We start from the raw sequence: 12,619 nt of genomic DNA, 5'->3' as shown, positions 1-12,619 counted from the left end.
CTTTGTGAATGGTCGAATCTCTCTTTTTTTAATTGGGCTCCCGATTCTTTTGCTTTCGATTGTTACAATAGGAAATAAAGAATTTCGAGCCCAAATCGGAGAAAAACTTATATATTTAGGTCTTTTTTTAGAAAAGCCTTTTCATACTTCATCAGAATGGATCATTAAAGACTTAATGATCACAAATAAACCTAATGTTTATGGTAACAGCGATCATCGAAGTATTGAAAACTTTAAACGAAGCGGCAGTTTGGTTTTAAGCTTTTCGGGGAGTAAACTTGCCACTCTTTTAGCTTTTGCAGGCGGTTTTTTCGAATATTTCGGGGATTATTTTAACCAAAAACCCTATCTTTCGCTTCTAGGAAGTAAGGCTCCCCTTCAAAAACCTAAAGAAGAAATTCGGTTTCTAACCCTTAATGCCTGTATGTTTTTTGGAGGTCTTCCTTTGATCAATGGCGGCATTACCCCGGCAAGTGATAGAATAGAGTCTCTTTCCGCTTTGATTAAAGGGTTGGACATTGATTTTCTCCTTATGCAAGAAGTATCTTTTGAACCAGGGCTTGACTTAGCAAAAGAACTTGAAAAAGAGTTCGCTCATTTTTTTGTGAGGATAGGCCCAAACCCCTGGAAGCTTGAGAGCTGTCTCTTTGCTGCGTCCAAATACCCGATTATCAGTGAACCCAAATTTATCCCCTTCCCCTATCATTCTTTAATGAAGCGCGGGGTATTTTGCATCGAAACACCGGATTTCTGGATTTTAAACACCCATTTGGAAGAAGGTGATAATGAAAGGGCAAAGCAGCTTAGGGAGATGGAAGTTTCTCTTATTATCGACACAATGAATGATTTAAAGGAAACCTCTAAGAAGCCTTGTTTACTTTTTGGCGACCTCAACGTCCCCAAAATCGGCAACGGGAAGGATGAGTACGAAAGACTTAATTTAAATAGGGATTTTGTAGATCCCTACAATATAAAGTACCCGATTTTAAGTGAGCTTTCAGCTACTTGTACAAACTTAATTCAGTATTATGCCTATGGGGAAAACCCGAAGCATGCGACCTTTGAAATCATTGACTACGCCCTTCTTGATAAAGAGTTCGAAGAGGACTTTGTTTTATCTGTTGATCAAGTAAAAGAGACGCTTAATCTTGGTTCTCCCGGAAATTCCCTCTCGGACCATAGAGGCATTCTTCTTAAAGCGGCTATAAAAAAACGCTAGAGTTTTTTGGGGATTAGTTCATTTTCAAAACTTAGTGCCCCTGTAGGACAAGCTGCGATACAGGGAAAACCCTCGCAAGAAATGCAAGGCGCTATTTCCGGATAAATTAGGGGGGTTCTCTTTTCTAAATCGTCTATCATGATTACATTAACAGGGCATGCGATCATGCAAGCATCACAGCCTGTGCAAAGCTCTTTAAACTTTGATTCCTCAATAACCGAGCCGGGAGGCCTTTCTTTGACCTTTTCTTCTTCAGCCGGAAATAGTGTCTCCATTCTTTCAATGGCCTCTAGAATTGGAGCCGTAAAAGACTTTGAGAGTTGCTTTTTTCCCTCCTCAAACAGGGTGCTAAGGAAAGTTTTTCTATCCAAAGATCCTCATATCTATTTTAGGTGGCGGAGCCTCTTAACAAGCTCTTCGCCATGTTGTGCAAGAGAAACAAGCTCTTCATCTACTTTTTTTATAAAATTGGCCTGAACAAGAAGCTTTGAGATAGCGTTGACGGCTCTTTCCTTAATGCCAACGCTTTTTCCGACCTCATACTTGTTGATAGGCTGGTAAATATCACCCGCTTCTTTTGCTAAATCGTATAATGCCACAATGAAGCGAACATCCTTGGTCCCTTTATTCATGGGCAACCTCCATTTTTTTAAGACGCGCTCCCTTTGGGGAGTCTTCAATTTGATAACCTTTGGATTGAATAAAATCACGAATCCTGTCGGACTCTTTCCAATCTTTTCTAGTTCTGGCTTCTGTTCTTTTTTCTAAAGCTGCAATCAGCTCTTCCGGAATTTCTTCATCAAAAGAAAAACGAAGCACCCCTAAAATTTCATCGAACCTTTCAAGGAGGCTTAAAATCGTTTTAGCTTCCTGAGAGCCTATTTCATTAGCATCCATAAGAGTATTAGCTTCTCTTACCATATCAAAGAGAGCCGCTAGGGCAGATGATATATTAAGGTCGTCTGCCATGGCGCTAGCAAAGAGATCAAAGGTCTTTTCGGTAAGCTCTTTTACTTTTTCAGGGTTGCCTTTGCCTTCCATGCGGTTTAGGCGCATCACAAACTCATCCAATCGCTTCAGGGTATGCCTTGCAGCTTCAAGACTTTGGAGCGTGAAATTAAGCTGCGTTTTGTAATGGGTTTGTAAAAGAAGGTAGCGTAGCTGTCTTCCTGTATAATTTTTGTCCGTTAGGTCGCGGAGCGTGTAGAAGTTGCCAAGGCTTTTAGACATTTTTTTGCCATCGACAATCAAGTGCTCGGCATGAAGCCAATATTTGGAAAATGGCTTTCCTGTAACCCCTTCTGATTGGGCAATTTCATTTTCATGGTGAGGAAACATATTGTCTATAGCGCCGCAGTGAATATCCAAACTTTCACCAAGCAAGCTCATTGCCATTGCACTGCATTCGATATGCCAACCCGGTCTTCCAGGTCCAAAAGGGCTATTCCAATAGATATCGCCATCTCTTTCTTTGTCATAAGCCTTCCAAAGCACAAAATCTGCCGCATGGTCTTTTTCATACTCGTCGCTTGCAACTCTAGCTGATGCGCCAACCTCAAGCTCATCAAGCTTTAGGTGTGAAAGACAGCCATAATTTGGAAATTGGTTGATGGCATAATAAACGCTTTTATCACTGCCGACGTAAGCCAGTTTTTTTTCTAAAAGTTTTTCGATAAGCTCAATCATTTGAGGGATGTAATCGGTGGCCTTTGGATAAACTTTAGCTCTTTTAATCCCGAGCGTATCTAAATCTTCAAAGAATGCTTTTGTAAACCTGTCAGTATAGTTATCTAAAGTCGTGTTTTCTCTAAGCGCACCCTTGATCGTTTTATCATCCACATCAGTAATATTCATCACATGGTGAAGATCGTATCCAAAGAAAAGAAGGGTTCTATGCAAGAGGTCTTCAAAAATATAACATCTAAAATTTCCAATATGCGCAAAATTATAAACGGTTGGACCACATGTATATAAGGAGACGGATCCTCTTTTTAAAGGTTCGAACTGCTCTTTTTCCCGAGTCAATGTATTAAAAAAATAAATAGGTTTCTGCTCGAAAAGTGGCATGAAATCACCTGATCCATATAATGAAAATAAGTTAAAATTTATAAAATAGTTTATAGAAATAAAGCTATCTTTGGCAACAAGTTCTTTCTCTAACCTCATTTCTTTTAAGGAATATCATGGAAGCTTTAGAAATCATTCAAAAAGAAGAAGGTTTAGAGGGCGTTACTTTAAATAAATCCCATATATCCCCTCCCAAAGAAGACGATGTGATCGTTCAAATGAAGGCTTGCCCGATCAATGTTGCGGATCTTGCGATCCTATCAGGGCACTATGGCCTTGCCTTAAGCTTCCCAAAAGCTTTGGGGAATGAGGGAGCCGGGACTGTCGTAGCAAAAGGGGCCCTTGTAAAATCACTTGAAATCGGCGATCAGGTTATCATGATCAAAGGGCTTGGTTCTTGGGCCACTTACCTTAAAAAAAAAGAAGAGGCGTTTATAAAAGTTCCGAATTTTTTCCCTGAATCTTTGGCTTGTTTTACAAGGTCAGCCTTAATGACCGCTTTTCGGCTTTTGCAAGATTTCCAAAAAGAAAATTCTTTGAAAACCGTCATTCAAAACGCTTCGAATGGAGCAGTTGGCCTATCGGTTATCGCCCTTGCAAAAGCGAAAGGGATTAAAACCATTAATATCATAAGAAACCCCTCTCAAAAAGAAGAGCTTATTCAACGGGGGGCGGATTACGTGCTTTTAGAGGATGCGATTTTTCAAAATAAATTTGATCTCGGCGAAATCCCTAATGCCGACTTAGCCCTTGATGCTATCGGAGGTCCTTATGCCGACCTATTTGCTGAGAAACTAACCCAAAATGGGGTTATCGTCTCCTATGGTTCCCTTTCTAAAAAACCGATTGAAATAAAAAGCCGCGCCTTGATCTACAAAAATATCACCCTTAAAGGGTTTTGGGTAACGAAATGGCTTGAAAGCCTATCTAAAGATGAAGCCTCTAAATCATTTTCAGAGCTTTTTTCAACCTTAAAAGACTCTTCTTTTGAAATACCAATAGATAGAGCCTACCCCCTCAAAGACTTTAAAGAGGCGTTGGCTCATGCTAAAAGAGGCTCAAGAAAAGGAAAAATTATTTTCAATCCTTAATCAGTTTAATCCTCAGCCGATCCAAGTGATTTTTTTGGTTGTAAGGGCTTTCACGATGGACATTCCCTCTGATGTAACGTTAGATCCGGCTAATTGAAAATTAACTAAGTGTGTCATGCCTTTTAAAGGTGCCAGGGCTGCATCATTTACAAGAGGGGCATCCCAAATGGCTAAGAGAACAAGCTTTTTAAGATGGGTAAGCATAGGCATGGATTCCGGGGCTTCATCAATCTTTGAATTTTCAATAAATAAGGTCTTTAACTCTCCAAGAAATTCCATGAAAGAAAGATTATGGATCTCTTCCCCGCCGCCAAAACTAAGCGACACTAACCCCTTTTGAAGGGATAAGTGGCTTAAGCCGCTATCTGTAATATTAGGACAGCCGTGGAGAGCTAGGTGTGAGAACTGCAAATTTAAGCATAGGATTTTTAAAGCCTCGTCTTTAACATTTTTACAAGAAGAGAGATCAAGCGAAGCAAGAGCTTTAAAACGGGTAAGAGAACTTATGCCTGTATCCGTAAGTTTATTGTGAGAAAGGTTAAGGGCTTGAAGTGAAGATAATTCCAAAGAGGCTAATATTTCATCCGAAAGGGCGCTTTTTTTATTTGCTACAAGACTAAGACTTTCAAGATTAGAGAAGCGGTTAAGGGCTATTCTTGAAGATTTTTCCCTGCAACAGTCTACGGAAAGCGATTTAATTCGAGAAGGCTCATCAATTAACTCTAAACAGTCTAAAGTTTGGGATGAGGATAGATCCAAAGCTGTCAAATTGGGCAAGCTGTTAATTAAATCTGAAAAAGCCTTTTTTGAATGCGAAACCTTCCATTCGTTAACAGTAAGTTTTTTTATTTGTGTTAGATGCGAAAACTGACTCCATGAATTGGGAGACCTTGGCAAACTTAGTGATGTTATGCGCTCACAACTTTTTAAAAACTCTACGATACTTTTAAAAGCAGTTCTATATCGGTCAGAGGCAAATAGCGAAAGAGAAGTGATATTGGGACATAATTTAAGCAATTCTTCATGCTTTGCATCCGGGACTTCATTATCACTAAAGCCTATATCTTGAAGATAAATTAAAGAAGGATTTTCCGAAACAAACCTTCGGACTGATTCCACCGTTTCAAACCTATTTCCTAAAAGCTTCTCAAGCTGATAGCCGACTTCAATAGTTGGACCTTCTAAAATTTGAAGTAGCTCGGCATTGAGATCTGTCTGACTTCTTATCATGGATATAAGCCTCTTGTCCTAGAATCGGTAAGGCAACCATTTTAGGAAATTGACTTTTTTTTTCAATGCTTTATTAAAAAAGGCGGGGCTAAAGCAATTACTTTCTTTAGCCCTAAATTTGATTATTGATTTTGCAAGTATTGACTTTCAAGAAGCCGGTAATAGATTTTACCTGTTCCCATAATCGGAATTTCTTTGATTTTTTTTATTTCAGAGACTTTGGCAATGTTGCTAAATCCTTTCTCCCGAAGAGTCAAGTTGACCTCATCAAGGGTCGTATCGAAATCTGTGAAGAGATAGATTTTGGTTTTGGTGTCTAGTTCTTCTTTCGCGACAATAGCAAGGCTTGGCTTATCTTCAGAAATAGGCCATTTATTTGAAACCGCCGACTCTAGAAGAGCATCTTCAATAGAAGCTAAGCTAATCATCTCGCCGCCTATCTTCACAAAACGCTTCTGCCTTCCTGAAATGATCAATCTTCCTTTCTCATCGATATACCCTAAGTCCCCTGTCTTATACCAGCTTTTGCCGGCAACATTAAGAAAAGGAGGGGCGATATCGGGATTAATATAGCCCTCAAAAATGTTAGGTCCTCGTGCTAGGATATGACCTTGTTCTCCCTTTGGCATGACTGCATTAGTTTCCGGATGAACAATCAATAGCTCAACACTTGGAAGCGGTTCCCCGACACCGGCATGCTCTTTATTTGGCCTATTAGCCGTCAGCACGGGCGCGCATTCTGTAATGCCATAGCCCTCAAGGATAACATCCTTTTTGCCAAATTTATCAGCTAGCCTGAAAAGTTCAGGAGGCGCTTTTTCAGCTCCGGTCACACACAGCCTTAGGGAATTAAAATTCTCACGAATCCCGGCTTTAAAAATGCCTTTAAGAAAAGTTGGGGCGCCGCATAAAAGCGTGATTCCATAATCGTTTGTCTGCTTGGCAAGTTTGCTGCCATCTGTCGGGTCCGGTGAAAAGAAGACTTTAAAGCCTGCAAGCAAGGGAAGTAATCCGCTTACAGTAAAGCCAAACGCATGGAAAGGAGGTAGCATGCTTAAAAAAACATCATCTGAATAGAGATCGACAATTTCTAAAATATCTTTCTGATTGGATAAAATATTTTCATGACTTAATGAAACCCCTTTAGGCAGATTCTCTGTTCCGCTTGTAAAAAGTAAAACAGCGGGACTTTTAGATGTGAAACGGTCGCTATTAAAATGCTTTAAAATAGACTTTGGGCTAAGTAACGATAAATAAAAAGCCTTTAGTTTATCAAATAGTGTGAATTTTCGTCTGACATCTTCAAGCATGACAAGCTGCTTTTCAATCCCGTCTAAATCCACATTTTCAAGACGGTCTAAAAAAGCCCATGAGCTTAAAACCGATTCCACTTTAGATAATTTTACAACAGCTTCCAAGTGTCTTGCCCCGACTGTCCAATTGATTAATAAAGGAATTTTTCCGGCAAGTTGAGTTGCAAAAATAGCGACAATTGCTGGCACGCTTGAAGGAAGTAAAATTCCGATATACTCACCCGGCAAAGTTTTTATATATTCGGCAAGCAGGATGGTTCGAAGCTTGATATCTTTATAAGTTAAAATGCCGGATCTTTCATCTCCTGCAGCGACTCTTTTTTTATAGCGATCGCAAGTCTTAAGCAAAGCTTCCGGCAGCGTCTCCCCTGCCGGCATCTCAAGCTTGTGATGGGGAACTTCTTTAAACCATTTTTCTAAATTAACAATTGAAGTGTCTTTGACGGTTTCTTCACAAACAATTAGACCTGAAGCTATGGCCATAGATTTGCCAACGGTTGTCATTTCAAGGGGCGATACATTTTTTACCTCAAAATAATCCTGGATAAAGGAAATCAAATCAGCGACATCTAAAGAATCCATGCCGAGGTCTTTATCAAGAGACATATCTGGCCTGATATTTTCTTTTTTCATCTGAGTGATGCGGGAGATTTCCTCGACAATCTTATCTTGTACCTCATTTGGAATGGCGATCATGTCAAAATCTTGATTATTGGCATCTTTTATCCAAGGCTCGCTGACTTTTTTACTCCATATAGTGTGAGGGATAAGAACAAGAGAGTCTCCGGGATGCGTGCCTTCTTGCTTGGTTAAACCGTCAGGTTGATTGTACCACTCTTCTAGCCATTTATTGAGCTCAAGCCGGGTGGCTTTATAAGGAAAATCAGCCGGGGCCGGTACAATTTCAATGATCACTTCCCTTCTTGGTGTAAAGAAGATAAAATTCATTAAAACATACTTTATGCCGCGTAAAAGCGTTGGAAAAAAAGGAGGCGGCGTTCCTGTAAAAGCCCTTGAAAACATGCTTCCCCAAAGCCCTTTAGTCCGAATCAAAACGACATTGGCTTCCGGCGCTTCATTGATAATACGGTGAACAGCAGATGCGCCGCCTATGATCTCTTCAGCTGTTTGTTTCGTTCTGCCGGATGGATAAATAAGAAAATTATCCCCTTTTTTCAAATCGTTAATCACAGTTTGCACAACTTCTTCGCTACGCTTTCTTTTAAAGCTATTGCTGCCTACATCAAAATTCGGGACGGGCAGCGCATTTACAAAACGCATAACAGTATGAACAATCGGAGTATAGTAAAAATACTCCACGATCATGGGCCTTACGGGGTATTTTGGCCAAAGAGATAGCGCAACAGACAAGGGATCAATTAAAACAGCGGGGTGATTAGGCAAGAAAAGAACACCGCCCGGTTTACTTAAAGTTTCAGGGTTTAAATTTTCTCTTCCCTTGACTATGACACGATATCTAAACTTTAGTAATAAACTCAAAAATCCAAGAAAGAACCATTCAACGAGTTTTTTCACGCTTTTACTCCGCTAAGGAATGTTTATAAAAAATTATTTTACCTAAAAGCTTTATATCTTTAACAATTAGATCAAAAAGGTTTAGGCTACTAGTTTGAGAAAAAAAGAATTTAACGACAAGAAAATTATAAAAATAAGAATTTTTTTTTGAATCCTGTCCTTTATTTTATTCAAACCAACCCAGCTCTTGGCCCAAATAGTAACAAAATGGATGAACCTCTTCCCCGACTTTAAAATAGAAAATTAGAAATTTGAGATCTCTTTCGACTCTTTTTGGCACTTCGATTTGAAAATTGGACTCATAAACTTGGCCCGGAAAAATAGTGGAGGAATCAAAATAATGGTTTGATAGGCCTGCCACCCATTTTTGAAAAGTGTCTTCAATAGCTAGATTATTATGGTAAGCTTCTATTTCTGCTTCTTTTAGAGCTTGCTGACGAATCGCAGCATTTTGAATCGTTGTCGTTGTCACCGATTCGTTTTGTTCATTTGCATACCCATGAGCCCAGCCTTGAGAGCTGTTTAGGCCAAAGTTGCTATGGTGTTGATCAGTCGTTTTTGAATAGACATGGGTGGTTCCTGCTTTATCGGCTTCTTGTTTTTTATTCGCGGCATCAAGCGCTGCCATAAAACGGTTCCAATCGCGGTCGGATCTTTTGTTGCTAATCAGCTCATTTTTATGAAGAACTTTTACAGGCCTTCCATTTTGATCGGTAACTTTCAAATCTGTAAAATAAAAATTGATAGGGCTTCCCGTTTCATTCAAAATTGAAAAATAAAAATTACCTTTACGGTTTTGCAGCGTGTATGATGTTTGATACATGGCCACCGTATTGACTTTTTTTGACTGCAGCACTACCCCGCCTTGAACTAAGATCTCATTTTGATCTTCGTACTTTAAAGGCTGAATGTATCTGTCGGCAAAGCAAGAATTAATTACAAAAGTGGTTACTAATATTAAAAAGATATTTTTCATAAGACCCGAAATTATTATAAAGATGTTAAGAAATAAAGCATTTTATAATAAATTGGCTTCTTTGAAAACAACTTTTAAAGAACAAAAAAGCGGGCTAATATTCCGGAGAATAACTAGAAAGACGCAAGCTATTTAAAATTACAAGAAGAGTGACCCCGACATCTGCAAAGATCGCAAGAGCTAAATTACTAGCGCCAAGAAGCGCCAAGGCTATAAAAATAATTTTTATTCCTATAGCAAGAAAAGTGTTTACCTTAATGGTTTGAATGGTTTTTCTTCCAAGTTTTATAAGAAAAGGGAGTCGATTTAAGTGATCATGAAGCATGACAATGGAAGCTGCCTCAATTGCTGTATCGCTTCCTAGATCACTCATGGTAATGCCCACATTTGAAAGAGCAAGAGCCGGAGCATCGTTAATGCCATCCCCGATCATGGCCACTTTTTGGTATTTGGATAAAAGCTCTTTTATAGCCCTTGCCTTATCTTCCGGTAGCTGATTGGCTTTAACCTCTTCAATGCCTATTTCTTTGGCTACAGCATTGGCGGCGGCGTAGTTATCCCCTGTAAGCATGATAGGGTAGACTTGTAACGATTTTAGCTTTTGAATGACTTTACCGCTTTCTTCTCTTATTTCATCAAGAAGCCCAATTAGCCCTTCGACCTCTTTATGAGTGCAGATGATAATGACAGTCTTTCCTTGCTCTTGCAGTTCATCAATTTTTTTTAAAACTTCATCGCTTACCTTGTGCTCTTCTAAAATAAATTCCAGCTTTCCGAGGCAATGGTGTTTATCCTGGCATACAAGACAGTCCGCTTTAGCGCCCTTGCCCACCCTGATTTCAAAATTTTCTACAGCATGCGGTTCCATTTGATCTTGTTTTGCTGCTTTGACAATGCTTTTAGCTAAAGGGTGCTCTGACTGAGCTTCAATTCCTGCAGCACAAGCTAAAATGTGCTCTTTACTATGGTTTCCAAAAGCAATGACATCTGTAACAATAGGCGTCCCAAAAGTTAACGTCCTTGTCTTATCTAAAGCTATCGCATTAATAGCGCCAATAGCCTCAAGAGCCCTCCCTCCTTTTACAAGAATGCCTTTATTGGCAGCGTTGCCGATGGCGGAATAAATAGACACAGGCGTTGAGATAACAAGAGCGCAAGGACAAGCAATCACAAGCAAGGTTAGAGCATCTAGAAAATTTTGATGGAAAGAGGCGTTAAAAAAAAGAGGAGGCACAACCGCCCAGATAAGAGCTAGGAGCATCACAAAAGGGGTATAGTAGGAGGAGAAGACTTCAATAAATTTTTGGGTATTAGCCTTTTCTTTTGTCGCCTGCGAGGTAATTTCCTGGATTCTTGAAAGGGTGGAATTTTTAGACAGTTTTGAAACTTTTACTTCGAGATACCCTTGTTTATTTAAGGTGCCGGCAAAAACTTTATCCCCTGCCATCTTATCTTTTGGCAATGGCTCCCCTGTAATTGAGGATTCATCAACCGCCGAAAAGCCGAGTGCCACCTCTCCATCCAAAGGGATCATTTCACCAGGTTTTACAACGACTATCTCCCCTATTTTTACTTGATCGACCGGAACTAAAGAATCCTGTCCTCTAATAAGGGCTGTTTTCGGCATTTTTTCAGCAAGGCTAAGAAGTGCGGACTTGCTTTTTTCGATCCCAAAGTCTTCTAGCTTTTCAGCGAGATTATAAAGAACGATGACAATCGCCGCCTCTTCATATTTTTGAAGATAAAAAGCCCCAAAAACGGCAATCACCATTAAAAGGTTTATGCTTTTAAAATTTAAGTTAACAAGAGCTTTTAAGCCGTCTTTAAGGGTTTGATGGCCTATAAAAAGAATAATAAAAAGAAAAAAAGGGAAGGCTAGAGACCTTTCAAGTTGAAAACCTGAAAAAGATAACAATTCCAAGAACGCCACAAGGATTAAGGAGCCAAGCAGCCATAAAAATTTTATATCTCTAAAAATGCTCATTAAAAAAAACGCTTTCTCTTAAAACCTTTTTAATAACGTTACAAGATTTTAATTGCGATGACAATAAGCATTATTTTAGTTAGAATAACTAGATCTTACGCCTGAAGACGCTTCCAGTCATCAAAGGTGGTAAGAATAGAGTCTTTGACCCTCCCCACAATGCTAGAATGGCCTTCCCCGTGGACTACATTAAAAGTTTCCCCCTTATTCAAAATAGGTAATGAAGAAGAGCATGGGGAAACTTGCGGGTCTTCTGTGGAAGCATGAAAGTGATAGCTAAGAGCGATATTTGAAGTCTTATTAATTTTTTGGACGTTCTCGATCAGTTTTTTGCAAGCTTCGCTCTTGTAGTTAAAGTCTTCAAGGATATTTTTTGAGACTCTCAATACGTTTCTTGCAAACCAGTTGGTAAAGTTAGAACAATTGGCAAGTCTTAACTTCCAGTTTGTCGTTCCGAGTAAAACCCCTGCAATCGCATCCACTTTAACAGCTAAACGAAGATTTTTTTCTTTTAATCGGGTATTTAATTCATCATTGATAAGCCCGTCTAATAGGTTAAGAGTAATTCTTGCCCCATTTGATACTCCATAAAGAGAAATATGGATTACAGTGTTTTCTTTTTTTGAGATTTGTTCATCGAGATAAGATCGAACCATTTCCCTGATCGGCATCGTAGCCTCTTCTAAAGAACAATTTCCCTTTTCAGGAACAAAAGGAACCCTTACATCAGAGTTTGGCTCTTTTTTTTGCAGAGCATCAATATAGGAATTCCATATGGAAGGGTGGCCTAAAAATCCGTGTGTGAGTAGGTGTAAGCCCTCACTATTTCCCTTCCATTTATTCCAAGTAGCCGGGTCCCTCGCCTGGCAATATTCAGAGTAGGGCATAAAATTAAATGCGGTGGCGATTCTACTAGGAAAGGTTTTCCAAACGGCTAAGAGGTTTCGAAAAGTCGCTAAAATGACATCTATTATTTTTTGAAGGGTGGTTCGATTATCCTGGTAGATGAAGCCTTTTGGAAATTCCACTTCGTGAGATTGAGGAAGTTTCTGGATCGACCCAGGATTATAGAGAGGAAAAGTTGCGCTTTCTGAAGACATTTTAATAACCTAATAATTTAATTTTACAATAAATTACAAATATTTCAAAAAATAGTTATTTAATAAAAAAACATTATCTTCATAAAACTAACTTCATCTACTA

Annotated in this window: 10 protein-coding genes; 2 read left to right on the top strand and 8 right to left on the bottom strand. The window is 39.2% G+C overall.

What is annotated here, in order from left to right; translation table 11 throughout:
* The first annotated feature begins 4 nt into the window (after positions 1 to 4).
* On the top strand, positions 5 to 1,219 hold the full coding sequence (locus tag CSEC_RS02925) for an exonuclease/endonuclease/phosphatase family protein (RefSeq protein WP_041016908.1): 1,215 nt from the start codon (positions 5 to 7) through the stop codon (positions 1,217 to 1,219).
* Here the strand turns inward: CSEC_RS02925 and CSEC_RS02920 are convergent.
* Genes CSEC_RS02920 through cysS form a run of 3 tightly spaced genes read right to left on the bottom strand, consistent with a single transcriptional unit; the run spans position 1,216 to position 3,286 of the window.
* On the bottom strand, positions 1,216 to 1,590 hold the full coding sequence (locus tag CSEC_RS02920; RefSeq protein WP_041016907.1) for a 4Fe-4S dicluster domain-containing protein: 375 nt from the start codon (positions 1,588 to 1,590) through the stop codon (positions 1,216 to 1,218). The two genes, CSEC_RS02925 and CSEC_RS02920, sit on opposite strands and share 4 nt — an antisense overlap.
* 12 nt (positions 1,591 to 1,602) lie before the next feature.
* A complete protein-coding gene (locus CSEC_RS02915) occupies positions 1,603 to 1,851 on the bottom strand; it encodes a hypothetical protein (RefSeq protein ID WP_041016906.1) in 249 nt (82 codons plus the stop codon).
* The gene (cysS, locus tag CSEC_RS02910; protein WP_041017240.1) at positions 1,844 to 3,286 is read right to left on the bottom strand and encodes a cysteine--tRNA ligase; all 1,443 of its coding nucleotides are present in this window, start codon (positions 3,284 to 3,286) and stop codon (positions 1,844 to 1,846) included. Before cysS ends, CSEC_RS02915 begins: the two co-directional genes overlap by 8 nt.
* Before the next feature lie 116 nt (positions 3,287 to 3,402).
* Here cysS and CSEC_RS02905 point away from each other — a divergent pair, with 116 nt between their 5' ends.
* A complete protein-coding gene (locus CSEC_RS02905) occupies positions 3,403 to 4,377 on the top strand; it encodes an MDR family NADPH-dependent oxidoreductase (protein WP_041016905.1) in 975 nt (324 codons plus the stop codon).
* 12 nt (positions 4,378 to 4,389) lie between these two features.
* Here the strand turns inward: CSEC_RS02905 and CSEC_RS02900 are convergent, their stop codons facing one another.
* From CSEC_RS02900 to CSEC_RS02880, 5 genes are all read right to left on the bottom strand, one after another.
* Positions 4,390 to 5,607: a leucine-rich repeat domain-containing protein gene (locus CSEC_RS02900; RefSeq protein WP_041016904.1), complete on the bottom strand. Its 1,218-nt coding sequence runs from the start codon at positions 5,605 to 5,607 to the stop codon at positions 4,390 to 4,392.
* A 122-nt stretch (positions 5,608 to 5,729) separates the two neighbouring features.
* Complete coding sequence (locus CSEC_RS02895) at positions 5,730 to 8,456, bottom strand: AMP-binding protein (RefSeq protein WP_041016903.1); 2,727 nt, start codon at positions 8,454 to 8,456, stop codon at positions 5,730 to 5,732.
* 166 nt (positions 8,457 to 8,622) lie between these two features.
* Positions 8,623 to 9,432, bottom strand: a complete 810-nt coding sequence (locus CSEC_RS02890) for a hypothetical protein (protein WP_053331716.1) — start codon at positions 9,430 to 9,432, stop codon at positions 8,623 to 8,625.
* A 94-nt stretch (positions 9,433 to 9,526) separates the two neighbouring features.
* On the bottom strand, positions 9,527 to 11,416 hold the full coding sequence (locus tag CSEC_RS02885) for a heavy metal translocating P-type ATPase (RefSeq protein WP_237559200.1): 1,890 nt from the start codon (positions 11,414 to 11,416) through the stop codon (positions 9,527 to 9,529).
* A 95-nt stretch (positions 11,417 to 11,511) separates the two neighbouring features.
* The gene (locus tag CSEC_RS02880; RefSeq protein ID WP_041016902.1) at positions 11,512 to 12,516 is read right to left on the bottom strand and encodes a hypothetical protein; all 1,005 of its coding nucleotides are present in this window, start codon (positions 12,514 to 12,516) and stop codon (positions 11,512 to 11,514) included.
* Between the last annotated feature and the right edge of the window lie 103 nt (positions 12,517 to 12,619).

Source organism: Criblamydia sequanensis CRIB-18, assembly GCF_000750955.1.
GTDB lineage: Bacteria > Chlamydiota > Chlamydiia > Chlamydiales > Criblamydiaceae > Criblamydia > Criblamydia sequanensis.
This window is presented reverse-complemented; position numbering and strand designations above follow the sequence as displayed.

Coding starts and splice junctions, on each gene's coding strand:
- CSEC_RS02915 (WP_041016906.1), bottom strand. CDS start 1,851: ATGAATAAAGGGACCAAGGATGTTCGCTTCATTGTGGCATTATACGAT.
- cysS (WP_041017240.1), bottom strand. CDS start 3,286: ATGCCACTTTTCGAGCAGAAACCTATTTATTTTTTTAATACATTGACT.
- CSEC_RS02905 (WP_041016905.1), top strand. CDS start 3,403: ATGGAAGCTTTAGAAATCATTCAAAAAGAAGAAGGTTTAGAGGGCGTT.
- CSEC_RS02900 (WP_041016904.1), bottom strand. CDS start 5,607: ATGATAAGAAGTCAGACAGATCTCAATGCCGAGCTACTTCAAATTTTA.
- CSEC_RS02890 (WP_053331716.1), bottom strand. CDS start 9,432: ATGAAAAATATCTTTTTAATATTAGTAACCACTTTTGTAATTAATTCT.
- CSEC_RS02885 (WP_237559200.1), bottom strand. CDS start 11,416: ATGAGCATTTTTAGAGATATAAAATTTTTATGGCTGCTTGGCTCCTTA.
- CSEC_RS02880 (WP_041016902.1), bottom strand. CDS start 12,516: ATGTCTTCAGAAAGCGCAACTTTTCCTCTCTATAATCCTGGGTCGATC.